Source organism: Noviherbaspirillum sp., assembly GCF_036563305.1.
Classification (GTDB): Bacteria; Pseudomonadota; Gammaproteobacteria; order Burkholderiales; family Burkholderiaceae_D; genus Noviherbaspirillum.
The window spans coordinates 1-15,932 of record NZ_DATCMQ010000012.1 but is presented as its reverse complement, the minus strand read 5'-3'; the positions used below and the strand labels follow the sequence as shown (position 1 = coordinate 15,932).

The 15,932-nt window shown below is 60.5% G+C and carries 17 protein-coding genes, 1 tRNA gene and 1 other RNA gene; 7 read left to right on the top strand and 12 right to left on the bottom strand.

The features are described from left to right. Position 1 precedes the first annotated feature (1 nt). From VIM12_RS09520 to VIM12_RS09495, 6 genes are all read right to left on the bottom strand, one after another. Positions 2-727, bottom strand: coding sequence for a class I SAM-dependent methyltransferase (locus tag VIM12_RS09520; protein ID WP_331941383.1), 726 nt, complete (start codon positions 725-727; stop codon positions 2-4). Beyond that, complete coding sequence (locus VIM12_RS09515) at positions 711-1,664, bottom strand: glycosyltransferase family 2 protein (protein ID WP_331941382.1); 954 nt, start codon at positions 1,662-1,664, stop codon at positions 711-713. The genes VIM12_RS09520 and VIM12_RS09515 overlap by 17 nt, the downstream gene beginning before the upstream one ends. Continuing rightward, complete coding sequence (locus tag VIM12_RS09510; RefSeq protein ID WP_331941381.1) at positions 1,661-2,365, bottom strand: WbqC family protein; 705 nt, start codon at positions 2,363-2,365, stop codon at positions 1,661-1,663. Before VIM12_RS09510 ends, VIM12_RS09515 begins: the two co-directional genes overlap by 4 nt. 12 nt (positions 2,366-2,377) lie before the next feature. Next, positions 2,378-3,946, bottom strand: coding sequence for a hypothetical protein (locus VIM12_RS09505; RefSeq protein WP_331941380.1), 1,569 nt, complete (start codon positions 3,944-3,946; stop codon positions 2,378-2,380). A gap of 550 nt (positions 3,947-4,496) precedes the next feature. After that, a complete protein-coding gene (locus VIM12_RS09500; protein WP_331941379.1) occupies positions 4,497-6,011 on the bottom strand; it encodes an ArnT family glycosyltransferase in 1,515 nt (504 codons plus the stop codon). 212 nt (positions 6,012-6,223) lie between these two features. Further along, positions 6,224-6,299: transfer RNA gene (locus VIM12_RS09495), tRNA-Ala, on the bottom strand. Positions 6,300-6,397: 98 nt separating this feature from the next. Here VIM12_RS09495 and VIM12_RS09490 point away from each other — a divergent pair. The 5 genes from VIM12_RS09490 (at position 6,398) to VIM12_RS09470 (ending at position 8,624) form a co-directional block, all read left to right on the top strand. Beyond that, positions 6,398-6,661 carry a DUF904 domain-containing protein gene (locus tag VIM12_RS09490; protein ID WP_331941378.1) on the top strand — a complete coding sequence of 88 codons (264 nt, stop codon included), beginning with the start codon at positions 6,398-6,400 and terminating at the stop codon, positions 6,659-6,661. Continuing rightward, a complete protein-coding gene (locus tag VIM12_RS09485; protein ID WP_331941377.1) occupies positions 6,658-6,969 on the top strand; it encodes a cell division protein ZapA in 312 nt (103 codons plus the stop codon). Before VIM12_RS09490 ends, VIM12_RS09485 begins: the two co-directional genes overlap by 4 nt. Positions 6,970-7,038: 69 nt before the next feature. Continuing rightward, positions 7,039-7,216: non-coding RNA, 6S RNA (gene ssrS, locus VIM12_RS09480), on the top strand. 128 nt (positions 7,217-7,344) lie between these two features. Next, on the top strand, positions 7,345-7,803 hold the full coding sequence (locus tag VIM12_RS09475; RefSeq protein WP_331941376.1) for an EVE domain-containing protein: 459 nt from the start codon (positions 7,345-7,347) through the stop codon (positions 7,801-7,803). A 17-nt stretch (positions 7,804-7,820) separates the two neighbouring features. Further along, complete coding sequence (locus VIM12_RS09470) at positions 7,821-8,624, top strand: sulfite exporter TauE/SafE family protein (protein WP_331941375.1); 804 nt, start codon at positions 7,821-7,823, stop codon at positions 8,622-8,624. On the opposite strand, the gene VIM12_RS09465 is transcribed toward VIM12_RS09470, so the two are convergent. From VIM12_RS09465 to VIM12_RS09455, 3 genes are read right to left on the bottom strand one after another with little or no spacing between them, the layout of a single operon-like run. Beyond that, positions 8,625-10,133: a malonyl-CoA synthase gene (locus VIM12_RS09465; protein ID WP_331941374.1), complete on the bottom strand. Its 1,509-nt coding sequence runs from the start codon at positions 10,131-10,133 to the stop codon at positions 8,625-8,627. After that, on the bottom strand, positions 10,130-10,939 hold the full coding sequence (gene lgt / locus VIM12_RS09460) for a prolipoprotein diacylglyceryl transferase (protein ID WP_331941373.1): 810 nt from the start codon (positions 10,937-10,939) through the stop codon (positions 10,130-10,132). Before lgt ends, VIM12_RS09465 begins: the two co-directional genes overlap by 4 nt. Continuing rightward, on the bottom strand, positions 10,940-11,845 hold the full coding sequence (locus VIM12_RS09455) for a LysR substrate-binding domain-containing protein (protein WP_331941372.1): 906 nt from the start codon (positions 11,843-11,845) through the stop codon (positions 10,940-10,942). A gap of 122 nt (positions 11,846-11,967) precedes the next feature. Between VIM12_RS09455 and ilvD the strand changes: the two genes are divergently transcribed. After that, a complete protein-coding gene (gene ilvD / locus VIM12_RS09450) occupies positions 11,968-13,842 on the top strand; it encodes a dihydroxy-acid dehydratase (protein ID WP_331941371.1) in 1,875 nt (624 codons plus the stop codon). Positions 13,843-13,885: 43 nt separating this feature from the next. On the opposite strand, the gene VIM12_RS09445 is transcribed toward ilvD, so the two are convergent. Next, positions 13,886-14,101, bottom strand: coding sequence for a TIGR04438 family Trp-rich protein (locus tag VIM12_RS09445; RefSeq protein WP_331941370.1), 216 nt, complete (start codon positions 14,099-14,101; stop codon positions 13,886-13,888). A 131-nt stretch (positions 14,102-14,232) separates the two neighbouring features. Here VIM12_RS09445 and VIM12_RS09440 point away from each other — a divergent pair, with 131 nt between their 5' ends. Next, entirely contained in the window at positions 14,233-14,541 is a 309-nt protein-coding gene (locus tag VIM12_RS09440) for a c-type cytochrome (RefSeq protein WP_331941562.1), read from the top strand. An 88-nt stretch (positions 14,542-14,629) separates the two neighbouring features. Here VIM12_RS09440 and VIM12_RS09435 read toward each other — a convergent pair whose 3' ends face one another. Together VIM12_RS09435 and VIM12_RS09430 are read right to left on the bottom strand one after the other, a co-directional pair. Then, the gene (locus VIM12_RS09435) at positions 14,630-15,550 is read right to left on the bottom strand and encodes a delta(1)-pyrroline-2-carboxylate reductase family protein (protein ID WP_331941369.1); all 921 of its coding nucleotides are present in this window, start codon (positions 15,548-15,550) and stop codon (positions 14,630-14,632) included. A 108-nt stretch (positions 15,551-15,658) separates the two neighbouring features. Then, positions 15,659-15,932, bottom strand: a 274-nt coding sequence (locus VIM12_RS09430; protein WP_331941368.1) for an ABC transporter substrate-binding protein, incomplete at its 5' end; no start/stop codon positions are given.

Below are 15,932 nucleotides of genomic sequence, written 5' to 3'. Positions count from 1 at the left end.
TCTATGCCCCGTCCGTCGCTTCGAAGAGGAGCGCACAGCTGAGCTCCGGGTAATCGATGCCGACTTCGCACATGCCCTTGACGATCGCCGGAGAAAGCTGCAGCGACTCCAGTTGCGCTGTCATCAGAGGTTTCAGGAAGATGCCCTCTTTACGCACGATGCTGAGGCCGGCGTTCTCGATTTCGCTGGCCAGGCTGGAGACTGAATATTGCCGGCGATGTCCGAGCTCAAGGTCGCCGCGCCCGAGGTTCATCATGTCATCGAGCAGGCCAGCCGCATGGCCGAAGCGACGATGAAGGGATTCGCCGTTCGGGACGGCGATGAAGCATCGACCGTCCGTCCGCAGGAATTGCCTGTAACGTTTCAGGATTGCCGCCGGGTCCGCGACATGTTCGAGTACGAAGCCCAACACGATCACGTCAAAACGCCCTTCCGGCACGAACTCCTCAAAGTAAGCCTGCACCACTCGGGCCGTGCAATCCGGATACTGGCGTCGGAACTGTTCGATAACCGATGCCGAACCGTCGACGACGACATGATCCGCGAAGTAGCGGGCAAAGCGGTCAGTCGTGAACCCGTGGCCGATGCCAAGTTCGAGGACGCGGCATGACGGGTCGCACAGCCGCATGATGCGTTCCGGATACCAGTTCAGAATGATGTTGTTGTCGAACGCGTAGCCGAATCCCTCGCCGTAGGCCGCAAGGTGCTGGTCAAGATTGTCGTTCATGGCGCACTCCTGAGTAGGTCTGCCGTACGATGTACAAGGGGCGGCGCTTCACTTCCTGGAACACCTTGCCGACATACAGCCCAAGAACGCCGAGGAACAGGATGACCGTCCCGCCAAGGAACCACAGGGATAGCATGACTGAAGTAAAGCCCGAGACGACCATTTCCGGGTGCAATAGCTTCGCCACGAGAAGAAACAGGCCGTACAGGAGAGAGCCTACCCAAATGGTCAGCCCGGAAAAGAAGATAAGCGTAAGCGGGGCGACGCTGAAGGATGAGATCGAATCGGCGACCTGCATAATCTTACGTCTTACGTTGTAGTTCGATTTCTGGGCACCGACGCGCGGCGTCTTTGTCAGCGGGATCGCAGTCTGACTGTAGCCGGCCCACGCGAAGGTTCCAGCCAGGAAGAGCACACGGTCCCCTACGGTCAGCAGTGCTTCCACATACCGGCGAGTCATTAGTCGACAAGTCATGGGACTATGAGGAATCCGGACGCTCGACATCAAATTCAACGTTGACCAGAACGTTCTACCGTACAAATTGGAAAGAGGAGAAGCTATCCGCTCCTGCTGCTTGCCGAAAACCACGTCGACGTTCTTCTCCTCCATGGTTTGATAAAAAAGGGAAAGCCATTCTGGTTGCTCTTCCAAGTCGGAGTCAATCAAGAAGACCCGTTCTCCGCGAGCATGGGAAAGTCCGGCGATAATCGCTGCATGGTGGCCAAAATTGCGAGACAAATCGACGATTTCAATATGCTTGTCCATTCGTTGCAATTCGAGCGCCCGCTGGAGCGAGTCGTCGGGAGAACCGTCGTTGACGAGGATAATCTCGTACGCGTCGCCGACAACGTCTTGGGCGGCCGCGCTGATTCTGCGGCAGAAGTCGCTAAGGAATGACGAGGAGAAGTAGAGCGTGGCGACAACAGACAGCTTCATACCTTTACATACCTCATATATTGCGGTGCGGCTCGCCCGCAGTTAAAAAGCAAATCAAGGATGGTGACGGAGTGCGCGAAGTCGCCCCAGAGCTGAGGGTATTCTGGATAGTTCGTATAGTCGAACCAGCTAATGGCGATATTTGCTTCCTCAAAAAGGCAACTCTCCAGGTAGTCCTTGGCCGCCGGGCCTGAAATGTATTCGGTAGCTCCGGCTTGCTTACAAAGATCGACAAGCCTGCTCGTCTTGCCATCCACTAGGCTGTAATCCCATGAGTTGGTAATGGGGGTCTTGATCCCAATGTACTCGCAGACCGCTTCGATGAATCTTCGATTTAGCTGCGAGATGTGGCTGTACGAATCGCCAAGGTATAGCGGCTCCAGCCATGTGGCGATCTCGGCGAAATGCGGCGCACGACGATAGTTCTGCAGTAGAGCCTTCCAGTGCGCCGACGCCCATTCCGTACCATCGATCTCGGTCTCGCGGATCTTCTGATGATACTTACCCTTTGCAAGGACCGGAACAGTGATCCATTGGATGCCCTGTGGAGTTTTGATCTGGTTCCTGTTGCGCCAGTCGCGGCGAGTGTATTGCATGTCGTCGTACAAAATGAACTCGTCCACTGCCGCAATCAGATCGAAATACCCCTTCCACGGAATGTAGTTCGACTGGAGTACAGCAACCCGTTTTTTGTTATGCATCCTATTGATTACCTACTTTGATGATATGGGGGCACCCATTCTTCCCGCATCCCAGTTGCTTACTGTCAGCTCGTACCTAGACTGCACTTCCCGCCATTCAGGCGCCGTCGTCGCAGCACGTGTGATATGGACCCTCACAACGGCACTGGATGGTCCTCGGCGGTGATCGGCAGCCTTATATCTCTCGGAGAAAAACTTGTCCCGTGCGCCTTTTAGGTACGAATCCAGCTCTTCCGGGCGAACTACGAATCGGCGTTGGTCGCCGAACGTCTCGGCGAGCATGCCATTCCATTCATAAAAACGGAAGTTGCGACCAAGGGCATTGTCATTCTCGGTCTCGTCATTGACAATGATGAGACTTGCAGTTTCGACTTCTTTTTCCAGCGCGAGCTGCTTCATCAGCATTGTCTGTTTTGTCCAATCGATTGCAAATCTATAGTACGTTTCAGTACCGTATGCCATGCAACATCCCAGCGCAACGGCGTAGCCGAGTGGACGGCTTCGGTTTTTCATCAAGTCAAGTGCAGCGGTAATGAGCAGTGCGCCACCCAGCGGTAGCAACAGCTGATGGCGGGACGTCCATTCCACGAAGGTAGGGACAAGGCCAAGCACCCAGTAGGGGAGGGCGCCAAGGGTAAGTGCAAGGAGTCCGACTGAGGCAGTCCGAGCAGAGTAAGAAAAGGTATATCGCTCTCCATCCAAATCGCAGGAGGCACGTATGGCGAGTATGGCGAACGCCAGCAATGCAAATATCAGGACCAAAAATGGGTTGACTGCGAAGTTGGTCAAATCAGCCCACTGCGCGGCGACCGCAGGCGGAACAAAAAGCAGGCTGATTGATTGGTTGTACCCTTCATACATGCCGTACGGTGAGAAGAAATTTGTCTTAATGACGTAGTACACAAAGGGGAGAACGAGAAAATCGAGATTGCGCAGAGCGTACCGGGGAATGTTGTCTCTTCGTGCGAGTAGCCCGTGCCGGTACAGCGCGTCCAGTGCCGGGAGTGCATAGAACACAAGCAAGGAGTTTGTATTGAAGCTTAGGAAGAACAGTGCTAAGGAAAGCAACCTATTTCGATCAATGAGATACCATCCTGCGAAAAAAAGAAAATAGCAAAGCGTGTATGGAAAGTCGACCGCCGCGATACGAGCGAGATTGAATGGCAAAACCAAGAAAAGCAAGGTTGCAAAGAAAGTCGAACTTCGCGACAGGAGCCCCGTTCTTGTCAAGATCGAATGAAGTAGGACTCCCGAAAGAAACATAAGCGCAAAGGTAAGTACTTTGTAAGTCCATACCCCTGCGCCCAACAGGCTGACATGAAGATGGCCTGCCCAATTGAACATCGCGCCTGCCTGCTCAAAGGTTTCCAGGATGGCGTCTTTCGAGGCGCCGTACAATACCCAGTCATCCCAGTACACAGCGTGTGGCAGAAGCAGGATGCCGCCGTGCATGACAAGATACAGAAAAAAAAGGCAGATGAGATCCGGCTTTGATGCTGCCGGACCGTCAGCGCAGTGCTTGTGCCAACTGCCGAAGCAAGGCCTTTCGCGACCGGAAAGTGTCTTCAGAGGCCCCGTCATGTGCTGGTGCGGCAGTTCTTATTGGAAAGTCTGCTATTCTAATTTATCGGAACGGATGCGTCATTAAAAGCAATGATGTACTACTGACGGAAACTGTCCTGTCGGTGCCTGGTGCAGAAGCACGTGCCCGCGACGTGCGCGGTACGCCGCGGTATTTTGGGGGCCTCGAAAAATCTAGTCTTTGGCGACATGTCGCCGGTTCGTCCCTTCTTAAGCGGCGGTGCGACAAGCCTGAATTCAGTCGCCCCGAGAACTCTGGCCGTACCAGGGGCAAAATTAGTCGCGACGTTGAATATTTTTGTCTTGCGCTTGTCTCTAGCATTCATTCGATAGCGCTTATTCGACTGGAGACGTTAACAGAAGCATCAGCGAAAGCTATGCCTCATCGTAGAAATGAAGTGTCAACTTTGCAGCCGCTTAGTCTTGCAATACGACGAGCGGACCAGAGACGAGAATTTAGGGGTGGGATTTCGCTGAGCGCGCGCCCCGTTGAATCCCATGCTTGAAGAAGACAGAAGAGATAGTGCTGTCCCCAATCCTGCCTGCGCGCTCAGCTTCCGCGAAAACTATACAAGTAAACGTTGGGTCGAGTCGCATCGTTTGATGGCAATATCAACTCCTTCCTGAAAAAACCGATCTCGTTGAGCTTCGCTTCGATATCCATCGTTCCGTACTCAATCGTATACTCCGCCTCCTTGCGTTCGCCGGCTTCGTGAAGCCAAGCGTAATACTGGCCGGCGTCCCTATATATCCAGGCGTATTTATTAAGGAACGGGTGATAGGTGTTATACAGCCTGAACGCAAAACTCCAACCGCCGATCAATCGTGCGTTACCGATGTCCTTCAATGACTGCATGGCCATCTTTTGCTCAAATTGGGGATTGGCATAAATGTGCCAAATGGTAGGTGTAGCCAAGGCAGATACTGAAGTGAGGACGAGAGTCATCCCTGCGATGCTTCTGGCCCGTCTTGGGACTGCTCTAAAGAGCAGAGCCGCAGCAAGTACTATTGCATAGAGGGCCACGGGGTATAGAAAAACGAGCTTCCGCTTCGGATAATCGTTAACAAAGCACGTCTGCAGCAGAAAGCAGATCAGGAATAGAAACAGGAGGATATCTGCGCGCCGCGGCCTCCATCCGACAACCAGCGAAAGAAAAATTACGGTAACCGAGGCAACCAGTATGTATTCCATTTCCTGATACATTTGTAGGAAATTTGCGCTCCGGGTCTCACGCAATTTCTCGTAGACATCCAGCCAAAGACTGCTCGCACCGGTGCCGGCTAGGCGCGGCTGGAGTGGTTGAAATTGATGAATAAAAGTCGAGAGGTTTTGGTCGGGAAGGTATATGCAGCATGCTGCATACACGACGAAGGAAATCGCTATTCCAAGGAGATAGTATGCTAACCCTGCCAGGCGACGCGTTTCGGAGAGAAAAAGGACAGATAGGGCGCCGAACAATCCTAAGAATGCATTGGTTGGATAGAGAAGGAACCACGCAGCCCCGACGAGTAAGCCCGTCTGCACATGTTGGCGGGCCGACTCCTGCACGGAGAGCTTGCAAAAATGCAGGAGAACGAGTGCCGCGCCTGCCATTCTGAAAATCGTAGGTTCTACCGTTCGGCTTGCCAGCGTAAAACTGAACTCGGAAAGCAGGAGCGCCGCGAATGCAAAAGCGGGAGCGGGACCGAAACGATCGAAGCAGATGATGAAAAAGGATGCAAGAACTATGAAACCCGCTACGACAGAGGGAAGCCTGAGGCCATAGTAGTTGTCGCCGAAGACAGCTAAGGTGGTTGCGGTAAGAAGTTGTTGTACGGAGTTGAACGCCCAACCCAATGATGACGTTAGCAGGCGGTTGTGCGTTCCAAGACCTTCAACCATTTCGAAGGCGGACGCCGTGTAATAGAACTCGTCGATCGAGTCATAGTTCGCAATTTCCCAGGGAGGCAGATCGGCGTCGAGATAGATCAGGCGGGAAAAGAAGTAAAACGTTCCAAGGACAGTGAGAAGAATCCACTGCAGCCGGAATGAATGGAGATCGGCGAAATTTTTGTCATTTACCAATTTATTATCTTTCTGTTACTGCCAATTGCCGCCACGACGTCAACCCTCACACTCTTCGCGATGTACGCCAGGATTATTCTTGCCAGAAGAAGGTCGGAGTCGGAGGTGGCCAAATTCGCCACCTATTTCCTGCCCCGCGTCGGGGCGTGACGGGGAGATGCGGACTACACCGCCCGACAATTTGCCGTAGGGCACCCCGTCTTTACGCGTATTGGTGGAGCGGAGGAGGATCGAACTCCCGACCTTCGCATTGCGAACGCGACGCTCTCCCAGCTGAGCTACCGCCCCATTGGCTGTGATTTTATTGAGTGCGAAGGCGCGATGCAAGTCGTCAATGGACGTCGGCGGGGCGTTCAGGTCGGCCATCAAAAAAAGCCGCCAAGTACTTGAATCTATTGACGCAAATTCCTCCGGCCAACTATAGTGGCGGGATGATTTCCGAATTTCATCAACTTTCCGGCAAAGTCGTACAGTTGGCCGAACTGGCGGATTCGCTTCGCCGGGAGAATGCCGAGCTGCGACTCAGCGTCGCCTCGCTGACGGCCGAGAATGCGGAACTGGCGCGACGGATCGAGGAAGCGCACCGGCGCGTGTCTGCGCTGCTGGACAAGATCCCGTTAGGCAGCGATCAGAAGGAGGAGACCGCATGATACAACTCGACGTCACCATCATGGGGCAGGCCTACAAGCTGGCCTGCCGCGAGGGGGAAGAGGGGACGCTGCAGCAGGCGGTCGCCTACCTCGACGGGAAGATGTGCGCAATCAGGGATGCCGGGCGCATCAAGGGCACCGACCGCATCGCGGTCATGGCGGCGCTCGGCATCGCCGCGGAATTGCTCGAGACGAAATCGTCGGACGGGCCTTTCTCCGGCATGGCCGTGGCGGAGGTCAAGCAACAGATCGACGCGATGCACCGTGTTCTGGACGCCGCGCTTGCTCCCCAGGAAAAGCTGTTTTGATCCTTGCGAAACCGGTCGAATTTTTTGATGCAGGGGGTTTGATTCGCGGGACGCTTCGAGTACACTAAAGCTCTCCTGCCGTGTTCGCGATTGCCATATATTCCTTGAACCATTTATGTGCATAGGACGCGGGATCGTTTGATGGGCGTGATCGTCGCTAGTCCGATGAACCCGAAATTGAACTACTGCGGCCACCTTGAACCGTAAGGTTCGGGATGCCGGCAAAGACGGCACAGGCGGGACTTAATTCACAAGCGGCTGCATTTGATGCAGCCGCTTTTTTGTGCGCGTTCGATTTGTGCGCAGGCGGTTTGCGCGCGTTCGATGTGCGCGCGTGCCGGTTGCGCGGCCTGCCGCGGCGTTGGGGAGCAACAGATGCAGTACTGGCTGATGAAATCCGAACCTGAGGAGGTGAGCATCGACGATGCACTGGCAGCGCCGGGCGCGATCGTGCCATGGTTCGGCGTGCGCAACTACCAGGCGCGCAACTTCATGCGGGACGCAATGCGGGCGGGCGACGGCGTGCTGTTCTATCACTCGGGATGCGCGGAGCCGGGCATTGCCGGCATTGCCGAAGTGGCGAGCGGCGCGTATCCGGACGAGACCCAGTTCGACCCGGACAGCAAATACTACGATCCGAAGTCGACCCGGGAGCAGCCGCGCTGGCTGCTGGTCGACGTGCGCGCCCTGCGCAAGACGCGGCTGCTCGGCCTGCCGGCGCTGCGGGCCCACCCGGACCTGGCGGACATGCAGGTACTCCGGCGTGGCAACCGGCTTTCAATCACGCCGGTCACCGCCGCGGAGTGGCGGTGTATCATCCGCGAACTCGAATAATTTCACGAAAGATTCGGATGGACATATCCCTCGTCGCGGGGCTGCTCGCCCTCGGCGCAGCGGTCGGTTTTGCGGCCGGCCTGCTCGGTATCGGCGGCGGCATGCTGCTGGTGCCGTTCATGACGATGATCCTCACGGCCAAGCAGTTTCCGGAGGAGCATATCGTTCACATGGCGATCGCGACGTCCCTCGCCACCATCATGTTCACCTCCCTGTCGTCGGTGCGCGCGCATCACAAGCGCGGCGCCGTGCTGTGGCGGGTGGTCGGGCTGCTGGCGCCCGGCATCCTGATCGGCTCCTGGGTCGGTCCCTGGATCGGCGCAAAAATGGATTCCACGACCCTGGCGCTGTCGTTCGCGGTGTTCGTGGCGTTCTCGGCAACGCAGATGCTGATCGACAAGAAGCCCGCGGCCTCGCGCGAGTTGCCGAAGGCCCCGGGGATGTTCGGCGCGGGCGGCGTGATCGGCGTGCTGTCGGGGCTGGTCGGTGCAGGCGGCGGCTTCGTGTCGGTGCCCTTCATGACCTGGTGTAACGTCACGATTCACAATGCGGTGGCGACCAGTGCGGCGCTCGGCTTTCCGATCGCGCTGGCGGGCACGCTGTCCAATATCTACTTCGGCTTGCAGGAGTCCGGACTGCCTGATGGTTCGCTCGGCTTCATCTACCTGCCGGCGCTGCTGGTCATCGCCATTGCCAGCGTGACCACCGCGCCGTTCGGCGCGCGCGTCGCCCACAGCCTGCCGGTGAAGTCGCTGAAGAAGGTGTTTGCGGTGCTGCTGTATCTGCTGGCAGCCTACATGCTGTACAAGGGCCTCGACTGATCAGGCGTCCCTGAAACGTGCGCGCAGCAGGTTCTTCTGGACCTTGCCCATGGTGTTGCGGGGAAGTTCGTCGACGAAGTGGACCCGTTTCGGCACCTTGTAGTTGGCGATCTTCTGCTTCAGGCTGTCGATGAGGCCGGCCTCGTGCAGCGCAGCGCCATCGCGGACGACCACCACCGCCGTCACCGCTTCCCCGAAGTCGGGGTGCGGCACGCCCACCACCGCCGACTCCAGCACGCCATCCAGCGCGTCGATCACCGACTCGATCTCCTTCGGATAGACGTTGTAGCCGCCGGTGATGATGAGATCCTTGCTGCGGCCGACGATGGCAAGGTAGCCGTCCTGGTCGAAGCGGCCGACGTCGCCGGTCCTGAAATAGCCGTCCGAAGTGAATTCCTCGGCGGTCTTGTCCGGCATGTTCCAGTAACCCTTGAAGACATTGGGGCCGCGCACCTGGATGTCGCCGATCTCCCCGGTCGCACACGCCGTCCCGTCGGCTTTCACCACGCGCACCGACACGCCCGGCAGCGGCAGCCCGACGGTGCCGGCCCTGCGTTCCCCGGCATAGGGGTTGGATGTCAGCATCGCCGTCTCGGTCATGCCGTAGCGTTCCAGGATGGTGAAGCCGGTGCGTTCCGCGAAGGCGGTGAAGGTGTCGGTCAGCAGCGGCGCCGAACCGGAGATGAACAGGCGCATGCCGGCGCAGTGCGGGGCATCGAAATCCCGTTCCGCCAGCAGCCGCACGTAGTAGGTCGGCACGCCCATGAACACGGTTGCGCGCGGCAGGTGGCCGACGACCTCGGCGGCGTCGAAGCGCGGCAGGAAGATCATCTTGCTGCCGTTGAGCAGGGCGCCGTGGGCCGCGACGAACAGGCCGTGGATATGGAACAGCGGCAGCGCATGCAGCAGCACGTCGTCGTCGCGCCATTGCCAGTATTGCTGCAGCACCCGTGCATTCGACGCCAGGTTGCCGTGCGTGAGCATCGCTCCCTTGCTGCGGCCCGTGGTGCCGGAGGTGTAAAGGATGGCCGCCAGTTCATCGGCGTCGCGCAGCACCGTATCGAAACTGTTCGACTGCAGCGCGGCGCGCGACAGCAGTGACCCGGTGCGGTCGTCGCCGAGGGTGAATACGTGCTTTGCACCGCCGGAGAACGCGATCTGCGAGACCCAGCCGAAGTTCTGCGGCGAACAGACGACGACGGCCGGTGCCGCGTCCTCGATGAAGTAGGCGACTTCGGCGGCCCGGTAGGCCGTGTTCAGCGGCAGGTAGGTATATCCGGCGCGCAGGGTCGCCAGGTACAGGATCAGCGCTTCCGCCGACTTCTCGACCTGTACCGCGATACGGGCGTCGGGCGGCAGCTGCAGGCCGGCGAGCAGGTTGGCGATCTTGGCGCTGGCACGGTCGAGGTCATTCCACGAATAGTACTTGCCGTCGTGGGTCTCCAGGCAGCAGGCCTGGCGGTCGGCAGGGAAGTGCGAAGCGAACAGGGCGTACAGGTTGGCGTTCATTGCGCTTGCGGCGTACGGTTGAGGCGATAGGTCACGGCCAGCATGACGAGGCCCGCGGCGACCATCGGCAGCGACAGCATCTGGCCGGCGGAGATCGTGACCGGGCCGAAACTGACTTCGTAGTCGGGGGTGCGGAAGTACTCGGTGCAGAAACGGGCCAGGCCGTAGAGCGCGACGAACAGGCCGCCGACGGCCAGCGGCGGTCGCTGCCTGCGCGCGAAGATCCAGACGATGATGAACAGCAGGACGCCGTCCACCAGCGCCTGGTAGATCGGCGACGGGTGCCGCGGCAGGTTGTCGACGTTGGGCCAGATCATCGCCCAGGGCAGGGACGGGTCGGCGACGCGGCCGGGCAGTTCCGCGTTGATGAAATTGCCGATGCGGCCGGCGGCGTAACCGAGGGGCACCATCGGCGCAATGAAGTCATAGACGTCGAGCACGCTGCGCCCGCGCTTGCGCGCCCACAGCGCCATCGCCAGCAGCACCCCGAGGAAGCCGCCGTGGAAGGACATGCCGCCCTTCCACACCGCGAGGATCTCGAGCGGATGGCTGAGATAGTAGGCAGGGTGGTAGAACAGCACTTCTCCCAGCCGCCCGCCAAGCACGACACCGAGCACGCCGTAGAACAGCATGTCGTCCAGGTCTTCCTTCTTCCAGCCCGCCGCCGCCATGTGCGGCTGCCCGACACGCAGCCGGCCCAGCGCCAGGAACTGCACGAAGGCGAGCAGGTACATCAGTCCATACCAGTGGACGGAGACCGGGCCCAGGGAAAACGCGATCGGATCGGGAAGGGGGTGTACGAGCATCTAACTTTTCTTTCGCAAGAGTTCGAGGAAGGCATGCAGCACCGGCGAGGCATTGTCGCGGCGCCAGGCGAGGCCGGTGTCGACCGTCGCGCTGGCGGCTGCCAGCGGCCGGTATTCCACCCCGGGCCGCTTCAGGTTCGACACGGATTGTGGCACAAGCGCGATGCCCATGCCCGCGGACACGAGCCCGACGATCGTCTGCATCTGTATCGCTTCCTGGCCGATGGACGGCGTCAGACCGGCGTCCCGGAAGCAGCCGAGAATGGCGTCGTGCAGTGCCGGCGCGATGCGGCGCGGAAAAATGATCAGCGGCAGTCCCGCCACCGCCTGCAGGCTGGCCGCCGCCGCGCGTCCCTTGCTGCGCAGTGCCTTCAATCCCTGCGGCGCGGCCAGCACCAGCGGTTCCGACAGGACCGTCATGTAGTCGAGTTCGGTCCTGGCCTTTTCGTCCAGGGGGGGAATCAGCAGGCCGGCGTCGATGCGCCCCTGCATCAGGTCGGCCAGCTGCACGTCGCTGGTGGCTTCCCGCAGCTCGATCCGCACCTGTGGATACCGCTCGCGAAACTCGCGCAGCAACGGCGGCAGCACGTTGTAGTCGGCGGTCGAGACAAAGGACAGGGTGAGCGTGCCGGATTCGCCCGCTGCCGCGCGTCGGGCCAGCTCGGGCAGGGCGGCGGCCTGCTGCAGGATGCGCCTTGCCTCGGGCAGCAGCGCAGCGCCGGCCGGCGTCAGTCCGACGCTCCGGCGGGTGCGCTGGAACAGCGGCGTGCCGAGGTCGGCCTCCAGCGCCTGTATGGTTTGCGACAGCGGCGGCTGGGTCATGTGCAGCCGTGCCGCCGCCCGGCCAAAGTGGTTTTCCTCCGCCACCGCCAGGAAATAACGCAGTTGCCGAAGCTCGATAGTCATATGTTTTCCGTATCAATAGCGAAGGAATCATATATTTGACACGCAGTACCGGGCAAGGCATTCTGGCGCTCTTTGCGCTGTCCCTGCGGCGGCGCAAACCCAGGCGAACCCAGGAGACCGACATGCCCGCATACCGCTCACGCACGACCACCCACGGCCGCAACATGGCCGGCGCACGCGCCCTCTGGCGCGCGACCGGCATGAAGGACGGCGACTTCGACAAGCCGATCATCGCGGTCGTCAATTCCTTTACCCAGTTCGTGCCCGGCCACGTGCACCTGAAGGACCTGGGCCAGATGGTGGCACGCGAGATCGAAGCGGCCGGCGGGGTTGCCAAGGAATTCAATACCATCGCCGTGGATGACGGCATCGCGATGGGCCATGGCGGCATGCTGTATTCGCTGCCGTCCCGCGAGCTGATCGCCGACTCGGTCGAGTACATGGTCAACGCCCACTGCGCGGATGCGATGGTCTGCATCTCCAACTGCGACAAGATCACTCCCGGCATGCTGATGGCCGCGATGCGCCTGAACATTCCGGTGGTGTTCGTCTCCGGCGGCCCGATGGAGGCCGGCAAGGTGATCGAGGCGCTGCACGGCAAGCAGGAAGGCACACAGAAGATCATCAAGGTGGACCTGATCGACGCCATGATCCAGGCCGGCGATCCGCGCGTGTCGGATGCGCAGGTCGCCAACATCGAGCGTTCCGCCTGCCCGACCTGCGGCTCCTGCTCCGGCATGTTCACGGCAAACTCGATGAACTGCCTGACCGAGGCGCTCGGCCTGTCCCTGCCGGGCAACGGCACCATCGTCGCAACCCATGCCGACCGCAAGCAGCTGTTCCTGCGCGCCGGTCGGCTTGTCGTCGAACTGGCCAAGCGCTACTACGAGCAGGATGACGCGTCGGCGCTCCCGCGCAATATCGCGACCAAGCGCGCCTTCGAGAACGCGATGGCGCTCGACGTCTCGATGGGCGGTTCGACCAATACCGTGCTGCACCTGCTGGCCGCCGCCCAGGAAGCCGGCGTCGACTTCACGATGGCCGACATCGACCGCATCTCGCGCAAGGTGCCCTGCCTGTGCAAAGTGGCGCCCGCGACGCAGGACTACCACATCGAGGACGTGCATCGCGCCGGCGGCATTGTCGCCATCCTCGGCGAGCTGGATCGTGCCGGCCTGCTGGATACCAGCGTGCCGACCGTGCACGCGAAGACCCTCGGCGAAGCGATCGCCGCCAATGACGTGATGCAGACGCAGGACAGCGCGGTGCACCGGCATTTCCTGGCCGCGCCAGGCGGCGTGCCGACGCAGGTGGCCTTCTCGCAGGACAAGCGTTTCGACAAGCTGGACCTGGATCGCGCCCACGGCTGCATCCGCGACAAGGCCCATGCGTATTCGAAGGACGGCGGTCTTGCGGTCCTGTACGGTAACCTGGCGGAGAAGGGCTGCATCGTGAAGACCGCGGGTGTCGACGAGAGCATCCTGAAGTTCACCGGTACTGCCCGGGTATTCGAAAGCCAGGACGCCGCGGTCGAGGCCATCCTCGGCGACCAGGTGAAGGAAGGCGATGTCGTGATCATTCGCTACGAGGGCCCCAAGGGCGGGCCGGGCATGCAGGAGATGCTGTACCCGACCTCGTACATCAAGTCCAAGGGCCTCGGCAAGGCCTGCGCGCTGTTCACCGACGGCCGGTTCTCCGGTGGCTCCTCCGGCCTGGTGATCGGCCACGCCTCGCCGGAAGCGGCGGAGGGCGGCGCCATCGGCCTGGTGAATGACGGCGACATCATCGAGATCGACATTCCCGGGCGCCGGATCCACCTGCGGATCAGCGACGCCGAACTGGCGCAGCGCCGGGCTGCGATGGAAGCGCGCGGCGACAAGGCCTGGAAGCCGGAAAACCGGGATCGGTTCGTGTCCCAGGCGCTGCAGGCGTACGCGGCGCTGGCGACCTCGGCCGATCGCGGCGCGGTGCGCGACCTGTCGCAACTGAAGCGCTGAGACGCGGCGGGATGGGGAGAGGGGCGGCGGTGCCGCCCCTTTTTCATTTCAGCGTGCGCTTGATGCGGTCCTTGCGGTTTTTTTCCGCCTGCTTGTGCTCCTTGCGCTTGTCGAGTCCGAGCGCGCGCTCGATGAACTCGAACCAGACGAACGCCAGCACGAACAGGCCGGCGATCCACCACCAGGACAGCGCGGCGAACGGACCCACTTCCAAGTAGCGCAGGGCAGATAGCAAAACAATAACGAAGATGATCGGCATGGTAGGTCCGTGTCGCTGCAGTGAAGAAAGATTTTAATTGTTCTGCCCACGGTCAACCAGCGCCGGATGGGGCACGTTTCAGCAAGGCCGCAACGTGTAGAATGATGCGGCTATTTCTACTGGAGGAAGTAATGAAAGGTTCTTTGTTGGTTTGTTTGGTCGCCGGCGCGCTGGTATCCAATGTGGCGATGGCCAACGCGGATCTGGCCAAGTCCAAGAATTGCATGGCCTGCCATTCCGTGGCGAACAAGGTCGTCGGCCCGTCGTTCAAGGATGTCGCGGCAAAGTATGCAGGTCAGAAGGACGCTGAAGACAAGCTGACGCAGAAGGTCATCAAGGGCGGCGCCGGCGTTTGGGGCGCGGTCCCCATGCCCGCCAACGCGCAGGTCACCGAGGCCGAGGCGCGCACCCTCGTGAAGTGGATCCTGGCACAGAAGTAGTCAGGGCAAATCCCAGGGCTGGAAGGCAAAGCGCACCTCAGGTGCGCTTTTTTTCTGGCCGCGCGGTTTTCCCGCGCCATCTTCACGGTCAAGCAAGTGCCGCAACCGCCACCCGAGCCGCCGCCAGGTCCCAGGCGGCCTGCCCGACTGTCTTGAATACCGGTGTCATGGCAGGACGCGCCCGGCCGTCGCCGAGGATCGCGCCCAGTTCCTGCACGCCGGCCCAGTCCACGCGAGCCTGGATCAGGTCGCCGGCCTCATGCCGGGCGCCTGCGAGGTCATCGACGACGATCGAACGCGCGTGCAGCAACGCAGCAGGAAACTCCGCCATGTCCGGCTTGAATGCTCCGACGCCGATCGCGAGCGTGCGCGCAGCGATATCGGCCGGGATCACCGGTGTTTTCGAGGTGGTCAGCGCGACCACGATATCGGTCTCCGGCACCGCATGCGCGAGCGATGCGGCCTCCAGGGGCAGGGCGCGCACGCCTGGAAGTCTCGACTGCAGCGCCTGGCAGAAGGACGCCGCGGCGGCCATGGTACGGCCGGCCACGTGGAATTCGCCGACGCTGAAATACCCGGCGATGGCATCGGCATGGGCAACGGCTTGCACGCCGGTGCCGATGATGAGGGCGGAAGCTGGACGCGCAGGCGCCAGTTCCTGTATGCCGAGCAGTGTCATTGCGGCGGTGCGGCGCGCGGTCACGGTGGGGCCGTCGAGCAGTGCCAGCCGGCGCCCGGTCGCGGCATCGAACACCACCACCTCACCCTGGATCGCGGGAAGACCGTGTCGGGCATTCCGTGCGTGCACGGTAATGAGCTTGGTGACGCCGAGGTCGGGTGCGATTGCCGGCATGCCGAGCAGGACGCTGTCGGCATCGATCGTGACCACCTGACGCTCGGGCGCCTTGATGACACCGGCTGCACGTTCCTGCGCCGCCCGGGCAAGCGCCGGCACCAGGTCGGTATAGGGAAGGGCACTGGCCGTCTGGGCCTGGTCAAGAATCTTCATGAGAATGTCGCCTGGTTCTGAAAGGACAAAGGGCGCCAATGTCTCCATTGGCGCCCCCGCAGGAAGTGCCGGACAGCCTGCTGCCCGGCGTACTCCTGGCTGCAGTGATTACTTCACGACAGCGAGTTGCTCACGCTTGCCGCCCTTGTAAGTGTACAGGGTCAGCGTGCCGTCCTTGATGTCACCCTTGGCGTCGAACACGATATTGCCCGTCACGCCCTTGTAGTTGACCTTGGCCAGTTCGGGCAGGTACTTCTTCGGATCGCTGGAATCGGCCTTCTTCATTGCTTCGGCCATCACCATGACCGCGTCGTACACGTACGGTGCGTAGATCTGGACGTCGGCGTTGAACTTCTTCTTGAATGCTGCGCGGAAGTCTTCC

What these genes read in the sequence shown, in the direction of transcription:
- VIM12_RS09520 (WP_331941383.1), bottom strand. Translation starts at nt 727, where the DNA reads ATGAACGACAATCTTGACCAGCACCTTGCGGCCTACGGCGAGGGATTC.
- VIM12_RS09515 (WP_331941382.1), bottom strand. Translation starts at nt 1,664, where the DNA reads ATGAAGCTGTCTGTTGTCGCCACGCTCTACTTCTCCTCGTCATTCCTT.
- VIM12_RS09510 (WP_331941381.1), bottom strand. Translation starts at nt 2,365, where the DNA reads ATGCATAACAAAAAACGGGTTGCTGTACTCCAGTCGAACTACATTCCG.
- VIM12_RS09505 (WP_331941380.1), bottom strand. Translation starts at nt 3,946, where the DNA reads ATGACGGGGCCTCTGAAGACACTTTCCGGTCGCGAAAGGCCTTGCTTC.
- VIM12_RS09485 (WP_331941377.1), top strand. Translation starts at nt 6,658, where the DNA reads ATGATACAACTCGACGTCACCATCATGGGGCAGGCCTACAAGCTGGCC.
- VIM12_RS09475 (WP_331941376.1), top strand. Translation starts at nt 7,345, where the DNA reads ATGCAGTACTGGCTGATGAAATCCGAACCTGAGGAGGTGAGCATCGAC.
- VIM12_RS09470 (WP_331941375.1), top strand. Translation starts at nt 7,821, where the DNA reads ATGGACATATCCCTCGTCGCGGGGCTGCTCGCCCTCGGCGCAGCGGTC.
- VIM12_RS09465 (WP_331941374.1), bottom strand. Translation starts at nt 10,133, where the DNA reads ATGAACGCCAACCTGTACGCCCTGTTCGCTTCGCACTTCCCTGCCGAC.
- lgt (WP_331941373.1), bottom strand. Translation starts at nt 10,939, where the DNA reads ATGCTCGTACACCCCCTTCCCGATCCGATCGCGTTTTCCCTGGGCCCG.
- VIM12_RS09455 (WP_331941372.1), bottom strand. Translation starts at nt 11,845, where the DNA reads ATGACTATCGAGCTTCGGCAACTGCGTTATTTCCTGGCGGTGGCGGAG.
- ilvD (WP_331941371.1), top strand. Translation starts at nt 11,968, where the DNA reads ATGCCCGCATACCGCTCACGCACGACCACCCACGGCCGCAACATGGCC.
- VIM12_RS09445 (WP_331941370.1), bottom strand. Translation starts at nt 14,101, where the DNA reads ATGCCGATCATCTTCGTTATTGTTTTGCTATCTGCCCTGCGCTACTTG.
- VIM12_RS09440 (WP_331941562.1), top strand. Translation starts at nt 14,233, where the DNA reads ATGAAAGGTTCTTTGTTGGTTTGTTTGGTCGCCGGCGCGCTGGTATCC.
- VIM12_RS09435 (WP_331941369.1), bottom strand. Translation starts at nt 15,550, where the DNA reads ATGAAGATTCTTGACCAGGCCCAGACGGCCAGTGCCCTTCCCTATACC.